The following is a 23854-nucleotide window of genomic DNA, read 5'->3' on the forward strand; positions in this document are numbered from 1 at the left end:
ACCGACTGTTGCACCATGCCGTTGTGGTCCAGATCGAGGGCGCCAGCTACCGGTTGCGCAAACATGCTGACCTGATCCCCGAGCACACCCGCGCCCATGCCAACATTGCACCGCCGCTCCCGCCGAAACGGCGCGGCCGGCCACCAAAAAACGGAGGTGCCGATCACYATCGCGGCTGATCGCCGAACCCGCGAGGTGGGGAAATTTGCGCCAGCACTTCCGGGGAAATTCAATCCAGCATTTACACCGTGTTCGCGTTTCGAGGGCGCCGCGGCGACAGGGTGAAGCTTCTGTATTGGGATGGCCAGGGCTTTTGCCTGTATTACAAAGTCCTGGAGAAGGGTCGTTTCCCATGGCCTGCGGCGACGGATGGCAGCGTGCGTCTGACCGCCGCTCAATTGGCCATGCTCTGGGAGGGGATCGACTGGCGCAGGCCGGATTGGGGTGCGCCACCAGCCCGGACGGGCTGATTTATCTCTCTGGAATTGTTTGTTTTTATGGCGTCCGATCTGGGAGAATTGTATCCACCACCATGTCCGTAGAAGCCACGCCTCTCCCCAATGATCCCGCCGTTCTGAAGGCGATGATCGCCGCGTTGCAGGCGGAAAACCAGAAGATGTCCGCCAGTTTGCGGGCGCATGATCTGCTGGTTCAGGCGCTGCGCGTCCGGATTGCCAGATTGCAGAAGCAGAAATTCGGCTCCAGTTCGGAAAAGGTCGAGCGGGAGATCGAGCAATTGGAATTGGCGCTGGAGGACCTGCAGGTTGCGCTCGCCGAGGCGGATGAACTGCCGCCGGAGGGCGACGATGAGCCGGAGACGGACAACCAGACCCCGGAACCAGCCGAACCGCGGGAGTCGAGGCGCCGCCGTCCGAAGGTGTCGCAGGACACGCCGCGCGAACGCCGCGAGCTTGACCCCGGCGACAGTTGCCCGGATTGCGGGGGCGATCTGCGTGTGGTCGGGGAGGATGTCAGCGAGCTGATCGACATGATTGCAGCCCAGCTGAAGGTCATCGAGATCGCGCGTATCAAGAAATCCTGCCGGCGCTGCGAGCATATGGTTCAATGCCCGGCACCCAGCCGTCCGATCCCACGGAGCATGGCGGGCCCGAACCTTCTGGCTTATGTGCTGACCTCGAAGTTCGACGACCACGTGCCGTTGTATCGTCAGAACGAGATCTTCGCCCGCATGGGGGCAGACATCCCTGACACGACCCTGGTCGACTGGTGCGGCGGGGCAATGAAGACGCTGGCGCCGCTGATCGAGAAGATCGAGGCCGAGATCATGGCCAGCAATCTTCTGCACGCAGATGACACGCCCATCCGGGTTCTCGATCGCGGCCGCCGCGACAAGGGGCTCGGAAAGGGCGTCAAGAAAGGCCGGATCTGGGCCTATGTCCGGGATCAGCGCCCATGGGCGGGCACGGCCCCGCCCGGTGCGGTCTATCACTTTGCCCCGGACTGGAAGGAAGAGCATGTCCTCGCCCATCTTGGCGAGACCAGCGGCATTCTCCAGGCTGATGGCTACAAGGGGTATGCCAAGCTCTATTCCGCGGACCTGGACGGCAAGAGCCAGTTCCGGGAGGCTGCGTGCTGGGCGCATCTTCGCCGCGACTTTCACGATGTCTGGACCGCGACGAAATCCGCAATCGCGCGCGAGGCGCTCGACCGTATCGGCAAGCTCTACGACATCGAACGGGAAATCAGCGGCAAGCCTGCCGAACTGCGGCTGGCCGTGCGCCAAAAGGAAAGCAAGCCCAAGGTTGATGCGTTCCGGGACTGGGCCGAAAGGCAGCTCACCCGTATTCCCGGTAAGAGTGATCTGGCCAAGGCGTTCCGCTACGGGCTGAGCCGCTGGGCTTCATTCACGCTGTTTCTGGAGGACGGGCGCGTGGCCATCGACAACAATCCCGCCGAGCGCGCGCTGCGGCCCATTGGCGTTGGCAGGCGGAACTGGCTATTCGCGGGTTCGGATACCGGCGGTGAAACGCTCGCCCGCGCCATGACCGTCATCGAGACGGCAAAGATGAACGGCCTCGATCCGCAGGCCTACCTCGCAGATGTCTTGGACCGTATCCACGATCACATGGTCAACCGGCTGGCCGAATTACTCCCTTGGAAATGGAAGCCGGCAGATCAGAAACGCAGCGAGGCTGCGTGATGGCAGCGACGACCTACGTCTGCTCCATCGCCCATGTCGCCAGCCTGCTGGGCGAGGATCCTGGACTTCTCGAGGCCATCGTCAGCAACGACGACAACCTCTCCTACGGCAACATCGTCAGCGTCCGCATCGGACGGGACGACTACATTACGGCGCTGACCGACGAGGGCATCGACGAATTGCGCGACATGCTGGCATCAGCACGAGTGTCCGTTGAGGCATGGCACAGCTTCCTAGAAGACTTCGTCGCTGAGCCCGACATCATCGCCCGCGTCAACAATCAACCGCTGCGGTAAAAATCGGGCGCTTACGGTATCTGGAACGGCACTGTACGAGCGCATCTGCAGTCAGAAACATGAGCGGCGATGGGCCACTTTAGTCCTGGTGTTCGAGATGCCTGGGTTGCGTCTCAGCACACTGGAAACCCTGGAGAGCCTGCTTTTGCATCATGGCCGCGAGTGGTGCCGGAATGCAATTTGGAACAATACTCGTGGGCTCCCCCCATACAATCAGTCGCCCACTCCAGGCCGGTGTTTCTATTTCGAACTCGAGAGGTTGAAGAACGTAATCGTGGCTCAGATCAGGAAACGGGTGATGTTCCCCAATGCAGCCCCTGAAACTCAATATTTTAAGCCGACTCATTGGCTCGGATCGCCACTTGGTGACGTTTGGGGACTCATGTGCAAAAGAGGCAACTGGGCATATGTTCTGCCCGGCTCCCGGATATCAGCCAGGTTTCCGAACTTTGCAACTATTGCAGAGAACAGCAAGGCGTTTGAAGTTCTTAAGCAACACTACAAAGATGGATTGTTCTGCTGGAAAAAAGGCACGCGGCAGCGTCTGGCCGGTATGGTGGTTACTGAAACGATCCAGTTCAAGGCAGAGCGCGAAGCAACAGAATTTCTCTTTGCAGGAGAACCCGCAGCTGAAGAATGGAAAGATGTAAAATCCATGCCGAAGTGCTTCGGGAACTAGATCCGTTGCTCCAAAATTTACCAACAAGCAACTGCAACTGGGCCAAGCAACAATAACAGTCGAAGGCGGCCCGAGAGAGGACGATTGCTGAAGCGGTGGCTGCATATCTGATACCACTCGAATTCCTTCCAAACAGGGTTTGCGAAAAACTGACTTTCCGAACGATGCCGCCTATCCTCGGCCTGCATGAAGATCCAGCCAGGTCGACAATCCGACAAGCTTGTCTGATGCCACCGACCGTGGTTTTGATCGCGCCAAGCGTGTGCAGATGCGACCATATAGAGGAAGCCAGACATCAATCGCTTCCTCAACCGGGGCTGAACTAAGGTCCAACGCATGGGCGTATCTTTCCAACTTTACGCCCCAACCGCATGCCAACGCGCCACCGTCAAAGTCGCGAAAAACCAATTTAAAACAGATGCCTAGACTCCGTGTGTGGAATCATGCACGAATGGTGTCAGCTTGGAAGCCTGATAACTATCGTGCGCACAAGCAGCACAAACCGTATGGCTCCAATTACGATGGCTGCCCGGTCAGCTGCTGAAGTCACGATCCTGAGCGTTTTAATTTCCGTCCGGGAAAACCCGCCAGAGCGGAAGCACCGAAACATGATTACGTTCAGCGCGCCACTTGTAATTTCCCACCAGACGGGCAAGGTCGCTGTTCTCGCCGACCTACACCACGACAGCTATAGCAAAATCGGCAGAGGGCCATTCGAGTCGCACGGCCTGGATAACGGCCTGCCTTGGGCTGAGCTCGATGCCTTGATCATTGCCGGAGACCTGGCAGATGCCCCTTTCTCACATTGGCCGGCAGCTTTTGCCTATCTGCGCCGCTTCATTGACCCATCCAAAACGATCGTTGTTCCGGGCAATCACGACTATTACGCTGGATATCTGAACGCTGATGATGAGCTGGAAAATCTGACCACCGCAGCCGGGGCTCACTTCGCACAGCAGCGTGAGATACGCCATGGCGATGACCGTTACTTTTGCACAACCCTATGGACGAACTTTGCCCTGCTGGGCGATGCCCAGGCTGCCATGAACGTGGCGCGCCGGCACATGAACGACTATGCGCAGATTTCCAAACGGTTGAAAACTGGGCCGCTCTCACCATCCGAACTGCTCGGTCGTCCGCCGCATGTTGCCATAACTCCAGAGGATATCCTGACCTTGCACAAAGTTCAGCGGCAATGGCTGGAGGATAAACTTTCAGAACCTCACTGGGCCTCAAACGGCCGCAGCTTCGCGGTCTCGCATCACGGCCCCCATCCCGATTCTGCCGGTCAGATCGACGGCCTCACCCCGGCGTTTCACTCTGATCTCACGCCTCTATTCGATCGTTACCGGATTGACGGATGGTACTTCGGGCACTCTCACCGTCGGCTGGCGGCCCAAGTCGGAAGGACTGCCGTGCATAATGTTTCCATCGGGTTCCCATATGAAAAGCACGATCCCGATGAACTTCCACTGAAGGAGTTGTGCCTGGTCCCGATGCCGGGCACTTCAGTGACGAGCCGGAGGTAAGGGTGGTTCACCCGTGAGTGCCGCCCGGTTAGGGCCTGGAAGACACTTCAGGTGGCGACCAAGCCCGCGAGACGCCACAATCAGCATTCAAGCACGGTGATCATTCATGCCTCGGACCAGAAATTTCAGCCTTCAGCAGCGCCCTCTGCCCGGCACCCTTCCGCCGGGCATTGAGCTCTATGTCATCGGCGACGTGCATGGGCGAGCGGAACAGCTTGCAGCGATCCTGAAGGCAATTCGCGTCATAGACAGAACTGCTGAGAAACGGGTGCTGGTCTTTCTCGGTGACCTGATTGACCGCGGCCCTGAAAGCCTGCGCGCCATCCGGTTGGCACTGAACGCGGGCACCCTGGCAGGCGTCGATGAATTGCACATCCTGCCTGGCAACCACGAGTTGGCGCTGATCGATGTTCTGAACGGCGGAGATCACCATCTCTGGCTAGCCAATGGCGGCCGGGCTCTCCTGGCGGAAACCGCCCAGGGCACTGCTACAGAGCCATTTTCGGATGTCAGGGAGCGCCTTGCCGCTTCTATTCCGGAGGCGTTCATCAGCGCGATCCATTCAGCACCATCGCATGTGCGGATCGGCGATCTTCTCATGGTTCATGCAGGTCTGGATCCGGATGCCTCGCCGGAAGAACATCTGGACCGGCACCGGCCTCTCTCTGATAGCCACTGGGCCGGGATCCGTCACAAGTTTTTATATTTCGCAGACGGCTGGGACTATGGCGAAGGGGGTTATTTCACGGGGGCAACTGTCGTTGTCCATGGACACACCCCGGCCGTGCGAGAGGATTTGAACCTGCGGGTAGAGGCCATGGCCGAGATGGACGGGATCGATGACTACCGGGCCATCTGCCTGGACGCCGGGGCTTCAACGCGGCCTCAAATAGGCTGGGCTCACTTCTATTCCCGCGGTGGAAAAACTATGTGCCAGATCTTCGCTGCAGCCGGTTCCTGCTAAGAGGGGTGGAAGCAAAATTCGATCCTGGAACGGGGTTCAAGTGTATCGGCAACTCCTGCCACGGCACACGTTGAGGAAAATGGCGAAGCTGAAATCACGGCAAGCGAGCAGCCTTGGAAAGGAGCCACAGCCCCATGGTGCGCTGACTTTGCGAAAACGGAAAATCCTGACAAGCATTTGAAGTAAAACATATTTCTTGAGTTTCACGACGAAACACGGCAACTTGTTCCAGAACATGATGGTAGTACTGCATTCAGCACGAGGGGATCACATGGCTGTCTGGTTTACCGCTGACCCACACTTCGGCCATGAGAACGCCATTCGTTTCTGCAACCGGCCTTTTGCCAGCGCTGAAGAAATGGATGCGCACATCCTCAAGCAATACCAAGCAACCGTGCGACCATATGATGACTTGTGGGTTCTGGGTGACTTTGCAGTTGGGAAGGTCACCAACCAGGAACGGGAGAGACTACGTCATCTGTTCGAGCAGATCCCAGGCAAGAAGCATCTGATTGTCGGCAACCATGATCGCCCTTGGGTTCGGAGGCTGCAATGGGACAGCGTCAGGGACATGGCTGAGATTCTGGTTGATGGCCGGCGTGTGTTTCTATGTCACTACCCGATGATTACCTTCCCGGGCGCCCGCCGTAAGGCGCTCCAATTGTTCGGCCACGTCCACAAAAACTGGCAAGGTACGCGCAACAGCGTCAATGTTGGTGTCGACGTTTGGGGTTTCCAGCCGGTGAGCCTGCCAGAGATTGAGCTGCGTGCCCGAAGCTTGCCCGTAAACCAGTACTGGGATGCGGTGGAGCCTGGTTGCAGCCTGTAAAACATCAGCTGGGGCTGCCTGTGCTGCTTTGGTGCAGCCTCATGGGCGTTGCAAACCTGTTCCTTTCAGCCAGAGCCGCCTTTAGCTCTTGCAGCAGTCGCTGACGCAGAAAACGTAAGCGGTGTATCCGCCCCGGAAATTGCCGCCGCCGCCGAATTTTTTGCAGGCATGCATTCACAAGACTATCGCTCCAATCAAAGACGGACCAAGCGATTCCCCTTCGCTGAACACCGTATTTCCGCGTGGCCTGAAAGAATCCGGAATGGCCAAGGGTGCTCTTGCAACACGTCCCTTCCATTTTCTGCCGGACCTTGGGCGCATGATTGCCTAGCACCGCAGAACCTTGTCGGCCGCAGCTTGAAGGTCCGGCAACCTTCCATATAACCCGCGCCATGGCTGCAAAGATATTTTCGATGGAGGCGCGGGAGGACGGCGGTGCCCGGCTCGCGCTCAACTACAAGCACACTGGCCGCAGTGGCATCCAGCGTATTTCCTGCGATCTGCCGCAGGCCGGTCTTTTGCAGCTGGTGCTCTTTGCGGAAGCGCTCAGCCTGCGCAAGCGCTTCGGAACCCCCATTACATCGGACGTGTCGCTCGATGGGCTTGTGATGTCCTATGACCCGGCCCAGCGGGAGCTCCTTGTCGAGAGGCAGGCCGGTTATTCCAGGCAGACAGCAAGCATGCCGGTTGAGGTTTTTCACTCCGAGATGGCGGGTATGACCGACATCTGTATTGCCTGGGCCGAGGCGTCAAAACACGGGCCCGCCCTGAAGCGCCTGCTGTTCGACTGCGCGGCACCGGCTGAACTTAAAAGGCTGCTAGGGCAAGACGAGGCCGATCTGGCCATGCATCAGATGCGGGAAATCGCCCTTCTGCTGCTGGCACAGGAAGCCTCCGCCCGCGGGTCCGCGCTGGCCCGCAAGTTGCGCGGGAAGAAATCGCAGGATCAAGCCTGGGAGGCGGTGAGCTGCCTTGTACTGGAGCTTGCCGCTGAACTCGTTCCAGTTTCTGCCTAAGCTCGAACAAGGGGGCGCAGTGCTAAACGGATTAAGGCTATGAAGACTTGCAAGTATCACCGGGAAGCCGTCCAGACACGGCTTTGGGCCGGAACCCCGCATGGGGATCCGGCTGTGTGAGAATGCGTCACCGCCCTGTAGGCGGGGCGGTGATAGCCTGTCAGTCGTCGATCCGGCCGACCGGGCAGTGCCAGGGCATCAGCTGGCCATAGTCCAACTCACCGCGGTTGCGCTCGATTTCCTGCACCACCCAGTTCAGGTAGCTGCGGGGGTTGACCTTGTTCAGGCGCGCGCTTTCGATGAGCGAATAGTAGGTTGCCCAGACTTCAGCCGCCTCATGGTTCCCGGCGAAAAGCGAGTTCTTCTTCGTTAAGGCAATGCCGCGGATGCAGCGTTCGACTGCGTTGTTATCGATCTCAAGCCGGCCATCGAACACGAACCGCTGCAGCCCGTCAAAGGCGTTGAGCGTGTAGTTGATGGCCGTTTTCAGTTTCCCGGTGGCGTCTTCCTGATGTTTCGTCAGGATGGCTTTGAGCTCGGTCAGGATGGGCAGGGTTTTCTCGAGGCGCAACTGTTCGCGCTCCTCCGGGGGCAGGCCTTTGGCCGCCTTTTCGACAGCATACATTTTGCGGTACATCTGCACGACCTTGGCTGCCAGCTTGCTCTTGGTTGCCAGATGGGCTTCGAAGAACTTGCGCCGTGCATGGGCATTGCAGCGCACCGGCATCAGACCGTCATTCTCCCGGCTGTCTTTAAAGAGACAGTTGTAACCCGAGTAGCCGTCAGTCTGCAGGAAACGGAGCGACGCGCCAGAAAGCAATTCCTCTGCAACTGCGCCGGCACGGGAATGGGCATAGCGATACACCACAGCAGGCCGGGCTTCCGAGTTCCAATCGCGTTCATCGCGGTTGATCACCCAAAAATACCCGGTGTCGCACTTTCCCTTTCCAGGCGCCTGAACCTTCACCGGGGTCTCATCCATTTGTGCGGTATGACCAGCAAGCACATGCGCATGAAGCTCGTCCTGGACCGGCACCAGATGTTTTGCCAAGTGAGCAACAACCTTGTCGATCGTTTGGCGGGCCAGGTTGATGTTGGCGTTCCTGAACCGCCGCTCCAGCCGATAGGGCGGGATATGCTCGAAAAACTTCTGACATGCAACTTCGGCCGCAAATCCCGGCTCCAGACTACGTCCCTTCATGATGTAATTTTTGGATTTCGCAGCCACGGGTTTGTTCTCCTTGCAGATCCCGTGGTTACACGCGCAGGTGTGATATACGTCTTTCACCAGAACCACATGCTCCGGCACGATCCGGAAGCTCCCGGCACGTTCCTCACGCTTGATCGTCTTGAGATCATGCCCGCATGTGCCGCAGCTCATATCGTCGGGGAAATGATCAACGGTGATGACCTTGATATCCTTGGGCACTTTGCGCGAGCGCTTACCCTTGGGTTTTTCCTTCGGTTCATCGTCAAGGTCATCGTCAAGCGCGAGGCCAAGGTCATCTTCCGCGGGATCGCCGAGGTCTTTTTCCGAGCTCTGCCCGAAATGCTCCTGGCGCAGCACCGCCAATTGCTCCGTCACCCGGCGCAGATCGCTCTTGAGCGCAGAGATCCGCCGTTTTGCAGACTGGACTTCGCCTTCAGTCTCGGAGAACAGCGACAGAATGCTGCTGATCCGTGTGCCGATCTCAACCGTGGCTTCCTCAGGGCTGCTGGGAAGCTGGCGAACAGCGCTGAGAATGCCGTCGCAAAGAAGGCCAATAGGGCTCAGCTCGCCAGCATCCGTTTCCTGCTGACCCGGCAGCCAGCCGGGCTCTTGAATGGTCATTGCAAATTTTCCTCATGGGGTATCGGCCTCCGCCCGCCAACCGGACGCAGGGAGTCACACACCGGAGCTGCGCGAAGTCGGCCCGGCTGAGGCACCATTCCGTGAAGACAGGCAAAGACAGCCCGTCCCGCCCTGCCGTTTACGGTCAGGGCCGGTTCGCTCATCTTTCCATTTCGGGAAGTGTGCCTATTGGGTGAGGAAGGCCGTCGCCCACGCAGAAGCCTTGCGACGGATCGCAGGATTTGCTAAGGGACCAGTGTCTAAGCTGGCGGGTTTCGGTCTGCCTCGCACGATCACGCCGGAATGCGCCAACATTCCGGTGTTTTCGTTTCTAAAGAAGTTCAGGTCTTCATTCCGGTCTCTCCTTCTGCTGATCTTCGCGGCGAGGCTGTTTACACCGGTTCGCGCGAAGATGGAATAATTTCACTAAAATCAATGTCTTGTGCGAAAATAGGACTGCAGTTTCGATAGTCTCGGAGAACGCACCCGCTGCACACGAAGACATTGTGCTTCGCTGCAATTCCCCCACAAATTACAGGTCTTGGCGCTCCCTCGCTGCTGTGCAGGAAACTTGCGAAAACGGCTCCACAGCGGATGCCGCCTTCACAAAGTTTCCGTTTGTACAATGACCAGGGAGCTTCTGGCCCCCAAGATTCCCAGACCGGCGGCCGTTTTTCGGCAGACGATTCGAGAGGTAATAAGCTGTCAGAGGAACCGTACGGCTGAACGTGCCCTCACGCTGATCCTGGATGGATCAGCGTATGTGTCCGCAGGCGGCGAGGGTGATATGAGAGATAGTGTTCAGCATCATAGGCGGAGATTACCCAGCTGCTGCTGCGAAGAGCAATCCGCGCAGTGTGGGGAAAGCCCTTGCCTCAGGAAGGTTGTGATATTTTTACAACTTAAGATATTTATTTAAGCGCACCCTTCAATCAGCAGGTTGTAGAATCCCCTTCCTATAAAGCCCATAGGGCTGTTAGCTAGGAAGGGGCGGCAGGCGAACCGCCCGGATCAGGACGGCAATTTTCGTTAAAGAATCTTTGTTGGCCTTCCAGAAAACGCCGTCATTCCCAAAAAAATGTTGACAACTCTGGGCCTGCCTCATTCGAAGTGAGCGATTTCAGGAATACTGATAAAAGGTGCAGAGGAAATGGACCGACCGCTCTCCATCTTTCGCGCCTCTCGTGGACACAGTTTCCAGTACTAAATTTGGCACTGCTCCTTAGGATTTGTTGGACCGTGATGATCGCAGGCGGCGGCATGAAGCCTGGGCCCAAATGGGTCAAACAGCTACAGTTAGCATCCGCCGTTAAACCACATGCGAAAGGATCTTAGGAAACTTTTACTACTTGGCATTGCAGAGCAGGACGACATTGCGGATGATGAGGGGGCTTTGTTTTTCATAGGCACTCTTTATGAGGGCCAGCCCGCTCGGAGACGACTAGATGCCAGGATTTACAGAACTACGCGATTTCGAGGCGGAGCTCGTTGAAGGAGTGGATGTGCCGGGGCAAGAGACAACAAGTGAAGCGGGTCCGGTGGCCGAGATCGCCAGAAGCTACCAACCTGAACGATCACAGCCAGGACATCACGAAAACCTTCTCGGTTTTATCCTAAACCTCTCTTACGACGATGTTACCATCGTGACCTGCGATGCGTGGAAACGCAACTGCGGCGGTGTGCCCCGCAACACCCTCGTAGTAGTGCGGCTGGCCCCGACACGGGTTTCAAGGGCGGAAGGAAAGGCCTGCGACCGCCTGATCATGGTGCGCATCACAGACTCAATCCCGACGCCGATAGATAGCGACATCAAGCAGACTGTTTTCGAGTTACATAGAAGTCAGGCCAATATCGACCCAATCTCGGACAAGGAATTCCAGTGGTCCGCTCTCAAGGGTCGGATTGTCGGCACCTTTTACGACAAGGCTGCCGAGGAAGGGCACCTGGAGATTGGCTTCGGCCCAGACGTGGATACCTTCTTCGCGCCACATCTATACGAGGTCTACGTTCCAATCCGCGATCATCTCTCGGAGATGCTAAACGCCTTTAGTGAAGCGCCAGATCCGCTCCAGATTGGTACCTTGCGCTACACGGAAACCCCTTCCATCGTGACCCAAGGCCATGTCGAAATCAAAATCGATCCTTCTGATTTCACCGGAAAGACTTACGGTCATAGAACGGCGCTTTTCGGTAAAACTCGGTTCGGCAAATCGAACACGATGAAGGTTGTTGCCGACACAGTTCTCACAGGCGGGAGAGCCGGTCAGATCATCTTCGATCCCTCGGGAGAGTACACGTACTGGAACGAGCAAGACGATGGATGTCTCGCGGCACGCTACCCTAAGAAATGCGTCCGCTACAGCTTAAGCCCGATGCCGCGGGAAAGTGACAAGCGCTCTGGTCTTCCGGAACCTTCCTCCCTGAAAGTCGACTTCTATGCCAACCCAGACGTAGGTAAGAGTCTGATTTTTAGTCTTTGGGAAAGCGAGTACGGGAGCAGTATTCCCGACTACATCGCACCAGCCCGCGAGTGGGAGCCTGAGCCTTTAGCATCAGCACCAACACTCGCCAGCGATCAAAGTGGCTACAAGCGTTACTGGCGAACAATGGGGATTTGGTACTCCATTCTCGCCGAAGCTGGCTTTCCGCCACCGACCGGAAACATCTGGGTGGATTTCAGGAAGGATGTGAAGGACCAACTTCTTGCCGACGAACAGCTAAAGCAGACCATTGAAGGTGCCGATGGCAAAATGAAGAATATGCTGCCTTACCGCGTGGCAGCAAATGTCTGGAAGAGGGTTGCCGAAATACACGCGGATGCAAGTGCGTCGGATAGGCGCAAACTGTTCCCTGCGTCCAGCACGACCGGCGACCCTTACTTTGACCCGACCGCAGCGGGCCTTTTGGCCATCTTGAATGGGGCGGCTCGGGGTGCGTCAGGCCCAAAGAAATTCACCCGTTTCAAGGAATACCACGCGGTGGGCGGGGCCAACGTCTTCACCAAAGTCATAGAAGAAGCGCAATCCGGAAAGACGGTTTTTTTGGATCTGTCCATGGGCGACGAGAAGGTACGAAAAGCGATCGCCGAGCGGATAGCTCGTTCGCTTCTGGCAAGTCAGATGCGGCGCTTCAATGAAGGCGCTCTGGGAACTGATATGGTCATCCTCTACTTTGAGGAAGCTCACATCTTGTTCCCGAGTGACGATCGCGGATTGGGAGACAACGTCTACAACAAGCTTGCCAAGGAAGGCGCGAAGTTCAATATCTCTCTTGTTTACGCCACGCAGTCGATCTCTACGCTGTCGCCTGACTTAGTAAAAAATACTGAGAATTTTATCGTCACGCATCTCGACGATGATCGCGAGGTGCGTGAACTTCAGCACAAGCGGGCCTTTCGCGATATAGCAGCCGATGTCGAACGGATCACATCGAAGGGGTATGTACGGCTCAAAACGCTTTCGATGCCTTTCGCTTTGCCAGTTCAAATCCGCAAATTCTCCGGAGCACCGGACCCATCACGGGAAGACTGAACCATGCCCTATCAGAAAAGGGGCGGAGCCGGCTTCGAAGCGGCTTCCAAGATCGCGCACATGGAGATGATTCAGCACCCTGTTCTCCAGAGCGTGGTGCAAAGCCTACGTGTAGATGATGCGCCACGCACACCTGCGGGAACGGAGCCGACCCTCCGCGTTGATATCGCGCAAGCGCCAGTGATCGAGGATATCGTGACCGTAGATGCGGGACTTCAGGTCGTGCCGAACCCGGTGCGCCGAGAGAAGGCCATGTCCTTCATCAACCCTGGGGCTAGCCTGCTCCGCCTTGCTGATCTTGAGAGGCTCGCGGCCGATCCGATCATGGATCCTCGGGACATGAGTGACATCTTGGGCCGACATACGCTGCGGCCAGCCTACCTGCCGCTTCGGGGTGTGCGCATGGGGTCGCGCTCAATGAAGGACACGCTTCGGGAGGTTATAAACGCCACTCTGTGCCGGGGTATTACAGATCTCTACGACGTGCTCGAGTTTCTCCTCTTCGAGGGGTGGCTGCCGCAGGGAGCGCCCCGCGCAAAGCGGTCCATGAAGTGCCTCGATTGCCGACAGGAGTTTGACTTACCGCCGAAGCAGATTTTCGGCTGCCCTCATTGCGCGCACGCGCACTATCTGTCGGACTACCTCGGCCTATTGTCAGATTCAGACAGCGAAGAGTCGCCGGGCGAAGAGGTGGCGCATGGCTTCATGGGCGTTCTGGAAGTCTTGTGCCTCTTCCGTCTGCCAATGCTCCTGACCAAAGCGAACCGCGACGCGCGGCTTGCCAACATCCTTTTTATAAAGGACGGGTCGTTGATGCTCCGCGCCGCCGGATTTCGGGTTGTCGACGGAATCCGGCGTTACCTCGATTGGCTACGGGCTAAAGGTTCTCCGATGCATCTTGTTGGCGTAGAGAAAACCGGGCAAATGACCGAATTCCTTGAGGACTTTTCGCAAGCCGTGCCGCAGCCAGGCGATGTCTTTATGCCGCCACGACGCTTTATCAAGGAAGAGATCCAAGGCCGAAGCTATGATCCAGAGGGGTATCGCGACCGGGTTAGCTACGGCACTAGAATTGGGGTCCGACTGTCCGAGACCCACGTAGTGGCCCTTCAGACACCTGCTACAACTCTCGCCAATGGCGGGCCCGAAGCCCCAGTCCCTACCGATTTTCCCGAGCTCGAAGAGATTGTGCGGACGCTATCGAGACTGACAAGCGCGCGCTATCCGAATGCTCTACTACCCCTTGTGCATGCTAACCGACAGGTCAGCCTCGCGAACGGCCGCTCCTCCAGAATCTTGGAAGAGTACGTGATGTCACTTATGCGGGGCGGCGGGGCTTAACAATCGGAGGAGCGGGATGGTGTCTCAAGCCGTGGGCAACCAAGCACAAATAAAAGAAGGCAAAACGCAATCTGCGGCCGTCGTTCAGGAAGCCTGCAAGCCATTCCTCCGCTGGGCCGGCGGCAAACGATGGCTCGCACGCAGCCTCGCACCGATACTGAGACGTCATCTTGATACGAGCGGTGGCACCTACATCGAGCCCTTCCTGGGATCGGGTGCGATCTTTTATGCAACAGCTCCGGCCCGCGCGATCCTAAACGACCTAAATGAAGACCTTGTTTTGGCGCATGCGGCTGTGGCCGACGTGCCTGACTACCTAGTCAAAGCCTTAGCCTCCTTGCCGGTAGATAGAGAAACCTACAACGCAGTCAGGGAACTCGCACCCAAATCCCCATTTGAGCGTGCCGTGCGAATGATTTGGCTCAATCGCACCTGTTATGGCGGCATTCACCGGACCAACAAGCAAGGCCAATTTAACACTCCTTATGGAGGAGGCTCTAGGCGCCCGGACGTATTGTGGCGAGAAGGGATCGTTGAGGGATGCGCCCAAGTTTTATCCGGAGATATTGACCTTACGGTTGGAGACTTCGAAGCCGCTATCGACCGAGCAGGAGACGGGGATGTTGTCTTCTGTGATCCCACTTACTCGAACCCTAATCGCGATCATTTCGACCGCTATGGCCCTTCAGTTTTTTCTTGGGCTGATCAGGTACGACTGTCTTCTGCGTGCCGAAGAGCTCTTGGCCGAGGTGCTACAGTCATCGTGACCAATGGCGCTTATTCCCAATTGGCCGAGATCTATCCCGATGCTTACCGGATCACCCTAAAGCGAGCGACGAGCATGGGGGTGCGTCGGAAAGCTGGAACGGATGACGAGTATCTCTTTATCCTTGATCCGTGGAAACGTCGCCGAAAGTGGGCCGGGTTGGGCGAGATCGAGAACCGCCTCAAGCAGGCGGCTGAGGCGAGCCGCGTGTCTGCTCTGAGCGAAGCCCGTCGGCCGAAAGTGCAAGCACCTCGGACAATTGTTCGACCGATCGAACCTGTGCTGGACTAACACCATTTAACGAAGTTGGTTCAGCGACCTAAAGCCCCAGAGTAAAATGGAAAATTCCAAGTCAACGCGCTTACCAAACCTCCGGCCGCTAATGCTCTCAGCGCACTAAGCTGTTAGGTGTCAGGCAAAACCGACTTTTGTGTCACGTCGCTGACCCAGGTTGCGAGCTGCACACGAAGGCGGACCTTCGTGGATAGTGCGGAGAATGTCGGGACCGAGCCCAGTTTACCGGTTGCTGCGGCTTGTACGAACGACGGCTTTACGTGTTGCCACCACCGATCAAGCTGACTACGCTCGCTTTCAAAGGAGTGAATCCATGCCCTTCAATTTCGTCGTCGTAGTAAGCAAAAGGTGCATGGTCCGATAAGGTTTTCCATATCCGTTTCCATGCGCCCCCGACATTCTCGGGGGCTTTTTTTGTTTCTAAAGATCAGATCGCCAAGATGAACCGCACGAGAACACCTCCGCATTTGATAACATTGATCCTGTTGACGGGGTTTTCGCCGATGTCGCTCAACATGTTCCTACCCTCGCTGGCCAATATCGCTGTCGATCTTAAAACTGACTACAGCACTGTGAGTTGGGCTGTTTCTGGTTACCTGGCCATAACAGCGATCATCCAGCTCATCATCGGTCCCTTGTCAGACCGGGTCGGCAGGCGGAGGGTGCTTCTGGGGGCTTTGCTTGTTTTCGCATTTGCCTCTCTGGGTTGCACCTTTGCTCCGAACATCGAGGCATTTCTGTTCTGTCGAATGCTCCAAGGCGGCATCATCGGAGGGTATGCGCTTTCTCTCGCGATAGTTCGGGACATGAGAACGGAGCGGGAGGCCGTGAGCCTGATCGGCTATATCGGAATGGCTATGGCAATCGCCCCAATGGTCGGTCCCATGCTGGGAGGGGTGCTGGACACCTTCTTTGGGTGGCGGTCGGTCTTTGGATTCTACGCTGCAGCGGGCTTCGGATTGCTGCTGCTTTGCTGGTTCGACCTCGGAGAGACAAGGCCGCAGAGGGCAACAGATACCAGCACTCCGGCGCCTGGCACGACGGCGCTCATTCGTGAGCCCCTTTTCTGGGCCTACGCACTTTGCAGCACGCTTTCCGTCGGCGCATTCTACATTTTTCTGACGGGCGCACCCCTTGTTGCGCAGTCCACTTTCAATGTCACAGCCGCCGAACTTGGACTCTACATCGGGACCATTACTGTTGGCTTTATGATCGGCGGTTTCCTGGCCGGTCGCGTTGGGCAACACTTCGAACCGACAACCATTATGATTGCGGGCCGGGTTGTGGCTTGCACTGGTCTTGCGGGAGGTTTGTTGCTGCTCGCATCGGGTATCACGTCAGCGGAGCTTTTCTTTGCGAGCACCATCTTCGTCGGTTTAGGGAATGGCATTACAATGCCCGGAAGCAATGCCGGTGTCATGTCGGTTCGACCTGATCTCGCTGGAAGTGCTGCCGGACTGAGCGGCGCTCTCATCGTTTCTGGTGGTGCTGTTTTGACGTCGGTGACGGGCAACCTGGTACCACAGACGAACGGAGGCCAAACACTGCTTATGTTGATGCTGGCTGCATCGGGATTGGCAATGGCGTTTGCCGTTTGGGCGGTATGGCTGAGGAAGAAGGGTGGCTATCCGGCAAGGAGCAGCGATCCATCGCTTTGAGCCCAAACTGCGCGATAGCTGCACCCTGCGCGAATGCTGGCTTGGCTTAAATGATCCGATAACCTAATCTGCGCGGAACTGTCATCTTGGAAGATGAAGCTCCCGCGTGATTCCAGTAGTCACAGCCAGGAATGTCCTTCTTCAGTCAAACTGTGGAGGGCGTCTTTTTTGAACCATACCCTAAATGTGAATTTTGTTCCTGGACGTTATGCTGTCTCGCAACTTGCCACCGATACTGACATTCCCGAGTGGTTTAGCAGGCTGCTGAAGAAGTCGGCTCTCGACGCGGCCTGAGGAACATGATTCACCCTCAGCACAATTTCGGCGGGGGATGGTGATGCGCGGGACGGACGAAGCGAGCGGATCGCTTTTCAGCTATGTCGATCTGGAAGAGCGCATCCCAGCACGGCACCCTCTCCGCAAGATCAGGCAGGTGGTCAACGACGCGCTGGCCAGTCTGGATGCCGATTTCGAGGCGGTCTACACCGATTTCGGCCGCCCCNCAGGCTGCTGAAGAAGTCGGCTCTCGACGCGGCCTGAGGAACATGATTCACCCTCAGCACAATTTCGGCGGGGGATGGTGATGCGCGGGACGGACGAAGCGAGCGGATCGCTTTTCAGCTATGTCGATCTGGAAGAGCGCATCCCAGCACGGCACCCTCTCCGCAAGATCAGGCAGGTGGTCAACGACGCGCTGGCCAGTCTGGATGCCGATTTCGAGGCGGTCTACACCGATTTCGGCCGCCCCTCGATCCCGCCGGAACGGCTGATCCGGGCCAGCCTGCTGCAGATCCTGTTCTCAATCCGCTCCGAGCGGCAGTTGATGGAACAGATGCAGTATAATCTGCTGTTCCGCTGGTTCGTGGGCCTCGGGATCGACGATCCGGTATGGGTGCCGACGGTGTTCACCAAGAACCGCGACCGGCTGCTGACGGCCGACATGTCGCGCAAGGTGATGGCGGCTATCCTGGCGCATCGCGAGGTCGCGCCGCTCCTGTCGGACGACCACTTCTCGGTCGATGGCACGCTCATAAAGGCCTGGGCGTCGATGAAGAGTTTCCAGCCGAAGTCGGCGGGCACGCCGCCCGGCGATGATAGGCCGGATGACCCGCCCGCGACATCCATTGCCCCTGCCGCACAACCCGCCCAGACCGAACCCGAGACCGCTCCAATGCCCCGCTACAGCCGCCGAACCCGAAATCCCGAGGTCAACTTCAAGGGCGAGAAGCGTTCGAATGCGACCCATGCCTCGGTCACCGACCCGGACGCACGGCTCTATAAGAAATCCCCTGGCACAGGTGCGGTGCTGTGCTTCATGGGGCATGCGCTGATGGAGAACCGGCACGGGCTGGTTGTGCAAGGCGACCTAACCCACGCTGACGGTCGCGCCGAGCGAAAGGCTGCGCTGGACATGCTGCACCGCCACTCCCCCGGATCGATCCGGCAGCTGACCTTGGGAGCCGACAAGGGATACGATGCGGCCGAATTCGTCGCAGATCTCCGCCAGGCCTGCGTCACCCCGCACGTCGCCAGGAAGGCGCGGCATTCAGCAATCGACGGTCGCACTACCCGGCACAAAGGCTATGCCCTGTCCCAGAAGCACCGCAAACGGATCGAGGAGGCGTTTGGCTGGGCCAAGACCGTTGGCGGCATGTCCCAGACCGTCTATCGCGGCGTCGAACGGGTGCGGTCGCGCTTCATCCTGACGCTCGCAGCCGGAAATCTCGCCCGGCTGCCCCGGTTGCTGGCGGAATGAGGCTGGAGGGGGGGACGCAGGCCTGCTTCCAGCCACCCAATCCGGAAGACCGATGAGAGAACTCATTCCACCACGGAGAACAGCGTCCCACTGGCCTGACTAATTCAGCGGCCTGNTGGCTGGGCCAAGACCGTTGGCGGCATGTCCCAGACCGTCTATCGCGGCGTCGAACGGGTGCGGTCGCGCTTCATCCTGACGCTCGCAGCCGGAAATCTCGCCCGGCTGCCCCGGTTGCTGGCGGAATGAGGCTGGAGGGGGGGACGCAGGCCTGCTTCCAGCCACCCAATCCGGAAGACCGATGAGAGAACTCATTCCACCACGGAGAACAGCGTCCCACTGGCCTGACTAATTCAGCGGCCTGTTAGGTCCGTTTCGAGCTCAAAACAGCCCATCGCTGCACTGGACCTGCAGGCGTCCTTCCGCCGCTTCGGGGCCTCTTGGCCAAACATGCATCACAAAGGCGGGTTTCCTATTGGAAACGCCGGAAACGGACACATATTCCGCCGGTCCCGGTTATACTGTTGCGTCATGAAACCCGAATACCGCCTGCACTACGCCCCCGACAACGCCTCGCTGGTCATCCGGCTGGTGCTGGAGGAGCTTGGCCAGCCGTATGAGACGGTTCTGGTCGACCGCAAGGCGCAGGCGCAAAACAGCGCGGAATACCGGGCGCTGAACCCCGGCGGGCTGATCCCGGTGCTGGAAACGCCCGACGGTGCAGTGTTCGAAACCGCCGCCATCCTCTTGTGGCTGTCCGAACGCCACGGTGCGATGGCACCGCAGCCTGGCAGTGCAGACCGCGCGGCCTTCCTGAAAAGGCTGTTCTTTGCCTCCAACACCCTGCATGCCGACCTGCGCATGCTGTTTTACCCGGACAAATACATCGGCGGTGCCAAGGCAGACCAGGACCAGCTGCAAACCGTGCTGCGCCAGCGCCTGCACGTGCATCTGACCAGCCTCGACCAGGCCGCCGCCGCCCGTCCCAATTGGCTCGGCGCGCCGCAGCCCTCTGTGCTGGACTATTACCTGGCCTGCCAGATACGATGGATGGCGCTTTACCCTGCGCAGGCCGACAAAACCTGGTTCACCCTGGCCCATTACCCCAGCCTGCAGCGGATCTGCGCCGGGCTGGAACACCGCCCCGCTGTTACCGTGTCGCGCGAGGCCGAGGGCCTCGGCGCCACCCCGTTCACATCCCCGGCCTACGCCAATCCCCCAGAAGGATCAGCCACCTAATGTTCCTCTCCGTTTTCGACATGTTCAAAGTGGGCATCGGCCCGTCGTCCTCCCACACCATGGGTCCGATGGTCGCCGCCGCGCGCTTCCTCGACATGATGCGCGCGTCGCCCTTTGAATTCCACGGTCTGCGCGCCTCGCTGCACGGCTCCCTCGCCTTCACCGGCGTCGGCCACGCCACCGACCGCGCCACCATCCTGGGCCTCGGCGGCTTTGTCGCCCATGACTATGACGACGCCAAGGCAGAGGCCTTCCTGGCGGAGCTGGACAAGACCCATACCATGCACCCGGAAGGACTGGGCGCGCTGCACTTCGACCCCAAGGCGGACATGATCTTTGACTACGATCACGCGCTGCCGGGCCACGCCAACGGCATGATCCTGATGGCAACGGATGCCCAGGGCGACGTGATCCTGAAACAGGTCTATTACTCGATCGGCGGCGGCTTTGTCGTCACCGAGGAGGAACTGGCCGCAGGCAAGGCCACCGACGAGGGCGACCCGGTCCCCTTCCCGTTCAAATCCGCGGCTGAGATGCTGGAGATGGCCAAGGCCAGCGGCAAGTCGATTGCCGAGATGAAGCGCGCCAACGAGATCTCCCGCGGCTGCTCCGAGAGCCTCGCCAAAGGCACCGCCCGCATCTGGCAAGTGATGAACGACTGCATCAACCGCGGGCTGGAGCGTGACGGCATCCTGCCCGGCGGATTGAAGGTCCGCCGCCGCGCCAAGGGCATCTATGACGCGCTGATGGCAGAGCGCGGCATGAACCTGACTGCGCCGCACACCATCAACGACTGGATGAGCGTCTATGCGATGGCGGTGAACGAGGAAAACGCGGCCGGCGGCCAGGTTGTGACCGCGCCGACCAACGGCGCCGCCGGCACCCTTCCGGCGGTGATCCGCTACTATCTCGACCATGTGCCGGGCGCATCAGAGGCCCATGTTGAGGATTTCTTGCTGACCGCCGCCGCCATTGCCGGCCTGGTGAAATACAACGCGTCGATCTCCGGAGCCGAGGCTGGCTGCCAGGCTGAGGTCGGCTCCGCGTCGGCAATGTCCGCCGCCGGCCTCTGCGCCGTCATGGGCGGCACCCCCGAACAGGTGGAAAACGCCGCCGAGATCGCACTGGAGCATCACCTGGGCATGACCTGCGACCCGGTGAAGGGCTTGGTGCAGGTCCCCTGCATCGAGCGCAACGGCCTCGCGGCAATCAAGGCGGTCTCCGCCGCGTCCCTCGCCCTGCGCGGCGACGGCCAGCACTTCGTGCCGCTGGACGCCTGCATCGAGACCATGCGCCAAACCGGCGCCGACATGCACGACAAGTACAAGGAAACCTCGCTCGGCGGCCTCGCCGTGAACGTGCCGAACTGCTGAGGTTCATGTCTCAGTCTGCCGCTGCCGGAGCAACCAAACACAGGTTAGCGCCCGGCACCGAGGGTGGGCGTTTCGCGCCCGCGTCATGCTGAAAGCATGCCTCCAGCATGACGGGGCGGGGACGGGCGCGAACCGGGCCGCAAACGGCCCGGGGTCTATCTCCGCAATCCGTCCCACCTTCAACCGCACCTTGTAAGTTTCCCCCACCCCGCCTAGCCTGCCGCCATGACACAGGACCGGCCCCTCCTCGGCATCGCCCTGATGCTGGGCTTCTGCATGGTGATCCCGCTGGGCGACGCCATCGCAAAGCTTTTGACCAACCGGGTGCCGGTTGCCCAAATCGTCTTCATCCGCTTTGCCGCCCAGGCCGCGATCCTGCTGCCGCTGGCCCTGGCCCTGCGGCTGCCGCTCAGCCTGTCGCGCCGGGTGGCACCGCTCTTGTTCCTGCGCACGCTGTTGCAGATGGGCGGCATCGGCGCGATGTTCACCGCCTTCCGCTACCTGCCCTTGGCCGACGCGGTGGCCATAGCCTTCGTGATGCCCTTCCTGATGCTGCTGCTGGGCAAATACGTCCTGCACGAACAGGTTGGCCTGCGCCGCCTCGGCGCCTGCGTCGTCGGCTTTGCCGGCACCTTGCTGGTCATTCAGCCCAGCTTTGCCGCCGTCGGCTGGAACGCACTCTGGCCGCTGCTGGTTGCGGTGATCTTTGCCTTGTTCATGCTGATCACCCGCAAAATCGCCAAGGAAACCGATCCCATCGCGGTTCAGGCCGTGGCGGGCGTCATGGGCACCGCGCTGCTGGCACCGGTGTTCCTGATCGGCGACGCGGCCGGCATGGCGGCGCTGTCCACCGCCCTGCCGCCGCAGGACACCTGGACCCTGCTGGCCGCAGCCGGCGCGCTTGGCACCGTGGCGCATCTGATGATGACCTGGAGCCTGCGCTTTGCCCCCACCTCCACCCTCGCCTCGATGCAATACCTGGAAATCCCGGTGGCGGTGTTCTTCGGCTGGCTGATCTTCTCGGAACTCCCGAACACCCTCGCGGCTTTCGGCATCCTCCTGACCATCAGCGCAGGGCTTTACGCGGTGATGCGCGAGCGCAAGGCGTCAGAAACCGAAGAGCGCATCAACCCCGCCTAGCGGTCCAGCCGGACCGCCCCCAGCACATCCGCCAGCAACCGCCGCGGCACAATCGCCAGCAGCCCCGGCCCCTTCGCCTCCAGCCGCACCGGACCCGTCGCCCGGTTCGAGGTGCCGATCCGCCCCATCGGCGACATTGTCAGCCCGTCAATGGGCCACTCCAGCCCCTCGGACCGCCCCTGCACCTCCTGCATCGGAAACAGCGAAATCACCTCACCCGCCTCCGCGGGCAGTTCCACCGCCCGGGTCAGGTGAAAGATCACCTCCGTCTCCCCCACCAGCACAACCGGCACGTCATGCCCCTGCACCAGGGTGCTGAACGCCGCCAGCTGGTGATCCACCCGCGCGCCCAGGAACCCCACCGCCAGCACCGCCGGCGCCGCTATCATCCTCAGCGCCTTGTCAAAATCGGTGCTGTCCTGCTCCGCCACCGGGTGCAGGCTGTCCGGCGGCAGCTGCCCCCGCACGTCATCGCTCAGCGAGTCAAAGTCCCCGATCACCGCCCGTGGCACCTGCCCCGCCGCCAGCGCCGCCGCAGCGCCGCCGTCAGCCGCCACCAGAACCGGCGCCAGCGCCAGCGCCTCCGCCAGTGCCCCCGCAGCCAGCTCCCCGCCGCCCACCAGAGTGATTGGTTCCGGCACGTCTACAATCTTAGTATTCATACGGTGCATTCCCGCCTATTTTGGAAACAAGCCATATTGTGAACACAAAATGATACGATCAATTGCACGGATTCGAGCAAAATTGGTCCTTCCAGCCTTTATGGTGAATGACAGCGTATGTGACGAAGACGAGCGAGCTGATGGTACACAACAACAAAGTCTTGACCGTATCCTATGGAACCTTTTCCTGCACATTGGAAGGGTTTGAGGATTCCTTCGACACGATGAAGGCGATTGCCGAGTATTTCCGCGACCTTGCCGCGGATGACCGTTACTTCGGCGCCGAACCCCCGCAACCCGACGCCGACATGCTGGCCCGCATCGCCCAGCGCGAGATCGCCCGCCAGGTTGAGGCCCGCACCAGCGACACCGGCATCCACCTGCGCGCCGCCACCCCGGCCCTTGGCGCCGCCGCTGCAGAAGCCCCCGCACCGGCCCCTGCCGCCGCGCCTGCTCCGGCTGCCGCCCCGGCACCGGCCGCGGAACCCGTTGCAGAGCAGCCCGCCCCTGCCCCGGCAGAGGAACCCGTTGCAGAAGCCGAAACAGCAGACGCCGCTGCTCCGGCAGAGACCGCGCCCCAAGCAGCCCTCCCGGACTCCGAGGTTGAATTCTTCGAGCCGGAAGCCGAGGACACCCAGGCCGCCGAAGAGACCGCCGCAACCGAAGAGACCACGGAAACTGAGGTAGAGGACGCTGCCGAAGTGGCAGCGGACGTCATTGCCGAAGCCGAAGCCGAAGCCGAAGCCGAAGCCGAAGCCGAAGCCGAAGCCGAAGCCGAAGCCGAAGCCGAAGC

The 23854-nt window shown here is 59.4% G+C and carries 19 protein-coding genes and 3 pseudogenes; 19 read left to right on the plus strand and 3 right to left on the minus strand.

Annotated elements, in window-relative coordinates; all coding sequences use genetic code 11:
• Positions 1–248 precede the first annotated feature (248 nt).
• The 6 genes from tnpB to A9D60_RS24370 all read left to right on the plus strand — a co-directional run bounded on the left by tnpB (position 249) and on the right by A9D60_RS24370 (position 5629).
• Positions 249–470, plus strand: coding sequence for an IS66 family insertion sequence element accessory protein TnpB (gene tnpB / locus A9D60_RS25830; protein ID WP_441295071.1), 222 nt, complete (start codon positions 249–251; stop codon positions 468–470).
• Between the two features lie 62 nt (positions 471–532).
• Complete coding sequence (gene tnpC / locus A9D60_RS24355; RefSeq protein WP_065269979.1) at positions 533–2161, plus strand: IS66 family transposase; 1629 nt, start codon at positions 533–535, stop codon at positions 2159–2161.
• On the plus strand, positions 2161–2457 hold the full coding sequence (locus A9D60_RS24360; RefSeq protein ID WP_065269980.1) for a hypothetical protein: 297 nt from the start codon (positions 2161–2163) through the stop codon (positions 2455–2457). The genes tnpC (A9D60_RS24355) and A9D60_RS24360 overlap by 1 nt, the downstream gene beginning before the upstream one ends.
• A gap of 298 nt (positions 2458–2755) precedes the next feature.
• Entirely contained in the window at positions 2756–3136 is a 381-nt protein-coding gene (locus A9D60_RS26380) for a hypothetical protein (RefSeq protein WP_141118052.1), read from the plus strand.
• 506 nt (positions 3137–3642) lie between these two features.
• Positions 3643–4665 (plus strand): metallophosphoesterase, encoded by a 1023-nt coding sequence (locus A9D60_RS24365; protein WP_175393035.1) that lies wholly within the window; start codon positions 3643–3645, stop codon positions 4663–4665.
• Positions 4666–4771: 106 nt separating this feature from the next.
• Positions 4772–5629, plus strand: coding sequence for a metallophosphoesterase family protein (locus A9D60_RS24370; RefSeq protein ID WP_065269982.1), 858 nt, complete (start codon positions 4772–4774; stop codon positions 5627–5629).
• Positions 5630–5723: 94 nt separating this feature from the next.
• Here the strand turns inward: A9D60_RS24370 and A9D60_RS26760 are convergent, their stop codons facing one another.
• Positions 5724–5882: a hypothetical protein gene (locus A9D60_RS26760; RefSeq protein ID WP_175393036.1), complete on the minus strand. Its 159-nt coding sequence runs from the start codon at positions 5880–5882 to the stop codon at positions 5724–5726.
• An 18-nt stretch (positions 5883–5900) separates the two neighbouring features.
• On the opposite strand from A9D60_RS26760, the gene A9D60_RS24375 reads away from it, so the two are divergent.
• On the plus strand, positions 5901–6458 hold the full coding sequence (locus A9D60_RS24375) for a metallophosphoesterase (protein WP_065270104.1): 558 nt from the start codon (positions 5901–5903) through the stop codon (positions 6456–6458).
• 392 nt (positions 6459–6850) lie between these two features.
• Complete coding sequence (locus tag A9D60_RS24380) at positions 6851–7474, plus strand: hypothetical protein (protein ID WP_065269983.1); 624 nt, start codon at positions 6851–6853, stop codon at positions 7472–7474.
• 160 nt (positions 7475–7634) lie between these two features.
• Here the strand turns inward: A9D60_RS24380 and tnpC (A9D60_RS24385) are convergent, their stop codons facing one another.
• Entirely contained in the window at positions 7635–9305 is a 1671-nt protein-coding gene (gene tnpC / locus A9D60_RS24385) for an IS66 family transposase (protein WP_065269984.1), read from the minus strand.
• A 1445-nt stretch (positions 9306–10750) separates the two neighbouring features.
• On the opposite strand from tnpC (A9D60_RS24385), the gene A9D60_RS24390 reads away from it, so the two are divergent.
• The 10 genes and pseudogenes from A9D60_RS24390 (at position 10751) to A9D60_RS24440 (ending at position 22399) form a co-directional block, all read left to right on the plus strand.
• Positions 10751–12835 carry an ATP-binding protein gene (locus A9D60_RS24390; protein ID WP_065269985.1) on the plus strand — a complete coding sequence of 695 codons (2085 nt, stop codon included), beginning with the start codon at positions 10751–10753 and terminating at the stop codon, positions 12833–12835.
• 3 nt (positions 12836–12838) lie between these two features.
• Positions 12839–14176 (plus strand): hypothetical protein, encoded by a 1338-nt coding sequence (locus A9D60_RS24395; protein WP_065269986.1) that lies wholly within the window; start codon positions 12839–12841, stop codon positions 14174–14176.
• Between the two features lie 16 nt (positions 14177–14192).
• Positions 14193–15233, plus strand: coding sequence for a DNA adenine methylase (locus A9D60_RS25835; protein WP_083194362.1), 1041 nt, complete (start codon positions 14193–14195; stop codon positions 15231–15233).
• A 443-nt stretch (positions 15234–15676) separates the two neighbouring features.
• Positions 15677–16894: a multidrug effflux MFS transporter gene (locus A9D60_RS24410; protein WP_065269989.1), complete on the plus strand. Its 1218-nt coding sequence runs from the start codon at positions 15677–15679 to the stop codon at positions 16892–16894.
• A 337-nt stretch (positions 16895–17231) separates the two neighbouring features.
• Positions 17232–17396, plus strand: a pseudogene (locus A9D60_RS24415) (IS5/IS1182 family transposase); the annotation flags it as partial.
• Between the two features lie 81 nt (positions 17397–17477).
• Positions 17478–18650 carry an IS5 family transposase gene (locus tag A9D60_RS24420; RefSeq protein ID WP_065270106.1) on the plus strand — a complete coding sequence of 391 codons (1173 nt, stop codon included), beginning with the start codon at positions 17478–17480 and terminating at the stop codon, positions 18648–18650.
• Between the two features lie 116 nt (positions 18651–18766).
• Positions 18767–18896: pseudogene (locus A9D60_RS26385) on the plus strand (IS5/IS1182 family transposase); the annotation flags it as partial.
• Between the two features lie 282 nt (positions 18897–19178).
• On the plus strand, positions 19179–19886 hold the full coding sequence (locus A9D60_RS24430) for a glutathione S-transferase family protein (RefSeq protein WP_065269990.1): 708 nt from the start codon (positions 19179–19181) through the stop codon (positions 19884–19886).
• The gene (locus A9D60_RS24435; RefSeq protein WP_065269991.1) at positions 19886–21259 is read left to right on the plus strand and encodes an L-serine ammonia-lyase; all 1374 of its coding nucleotides are present in this window, start codon (positions 19886–19888) and stop codon (positions 21257–21259) included. The genes A9D60_RS24430 and A9D60_RS24435 overlap by 1 nt, the downstream gene beginning before the upstream one ends.
• A 225-nt stretch (positions 21260–21484) precedes the next feature.
• Positions 21485–22399 carry a DMT family transporter gene (locus A9D60_RS24440; protein WP_065269992.1) on the plus strand — a complete coding sequence of 305 codons (915 nt, stop codon included), beginning with the start codon at positions 21485–21487 and terminating at the stop codon, positions 22397–22399.
• Here A9D60_RS24440 and A9D60_RS24445 read toward each other — a convergent pair.
• Positions 22396–23061, minus strand: a complete 666-nt coding sequence (locus A9D60_RS24445; protein ID WP_065269993.1) for a thiamine diphosphokinase — start codon at positions 23059–23061, stop codon at positions 22396–22398. The genes A9D60_RS24440 and A9D60_RS24445 overlap by 4 nt on opposite strands.
• A gap of 140 nt (positions 23062–23201) precedes the next feature.
• Between A9D60_RS24445 and A9D60_RS27185 the strand changes: the two are divergent.
• Positions 23202–23854, plus strand: a pseudogene (locus tag A9D60_RS27185) (chemotaxis protein CheA); the annotation flags it as partial.

Source organism: Leisingera sp. JC1 (assembly GCF_001679925.1).
Lineage (GTDB): Bacteria > Pseudomonadota > Alphaproteobacteria > Rhodobacterales > Rhodobacteraceae > Leisingera.

Coding starts and splice junctions, on each gene's coding strand:
- A9D60_RS24395 (WP_065269986.1), top strand. CDS start 12,839: ATGCCCTATCAGAAAAGGGGCGGAGCCGGCTTCGAAGCGGCTTCCAAG.
- A9D60_RS26760 (WP_175393036.1), bottom strand. CDS start 5,882: ATGCAGTACTACCATCATGTTCTGGAACAAGTTGCCGTGTTTCGTCGT.
- A9D60_RS24410 (WP_065269989.1), top strand. CDS start 15,677: ATGAACCGCACGAGAACACCTCCGCATTTGATAACATTGATCCTGTTG.
- A9D60_RS24445 (WP_065269993.1), bottom strand. CDS start 23,061: ATGAATACTAAGATTGTAGACGTGCCGGAACCAATCACTCTGGTGGGC.
- A9D60_RS26380 (WP_141118052.1), top strand. CDS start 2,756: ATGTTCCCCAATGCAGCCCCTGAAACTCAATATTTTAAGCCGACTCAT.
- A9D60_RS24380 (WP_065269983.1), top strand. CDS start 6,851: ATGGCTGCAAAGATATTTTCGATGGAGGCGCGGGAGGACGGCGGTGCC.
- A9D60_RS24390 (WP_065269985.1), top strand. CDS start 10,751: ATGCCAGGATTTACAGAACTACGCGATTTCGAGGCGGAGCTCGTTGAA.
- A9D60_RS24365 (WP_175393035.1), top strand. CDS start 3,643: ATGGCTCCAATTACGATGGCTGCCCGGTCAGCTGCTGAAGTCACGATC.
- A9D60_RS24370 (WP_065269982.1), top strand. CDS start 4,772: ATGCCTCGGACCAGAAATTTCAGCCTTCAGCAGCGCCCTCTGCCCGGC.
- tnpC (WP_065269984.1), bottom strand. CDS start 9,305: ATGACCATTCAAGAGCCCGGCTGGCTGCCGGGTCAGCAGGAAACGGAT.
- A9D60_RS24435 (WP_065269991.1), top strand. CDS start 19,886: ATGTTCCTCTCCGTTTTCGACATGTTCAAAGTGGGCATCGGCCCGTCG.
- A9D60_RS24375 (WP_065270104.1), top strand. CDS start 5,901: ATGGCTGTCTGGTTTACCGCTGACCCACACTTCGGCCATGAGAACGCC.
- A9D60_RS24360 (WP_065269980.1), top strand. CDS start 2,161: ATGGCAGCGACGACCTACGTCTGCTCCATCGCCCATGTCGCCAGCCTG.
- A9D60_RS25835 (WP_083194362.1), top strand. CDS start 14,193: ATGGTGTCTCAAGCCGTGGGCAACCAAGCACAAATAAAAGAAGGCAAA.
- A9D60_RS24430 (WP_065269990.1), top strand. CDS start 19,179: ATGAAACCCGAATACCGCCTGCACTACGCCCCCGACAACGCCTCGCTG.
- A9D60_RS24420 (WP_065270106.1), top strand. CDS start 17,478: ATGCGCGGGACGGACGAAGCGAGCGGATCGCTTTTCAGCTATGTCGAT.
- tnpC (WP_065269979.1), top strand. CDS start 533: ATGTCCGTAGAAGCCACGCCTCTCCCCAATGATCCCGCCGTTCTGAAG.
- A9D60_RS24440 (WP_065269992.1), top strand. CDS start 21,485: ATGACACAGGACCGGCCCCTCCTCGGCATCGCCCTGATGCTGGGCTTC.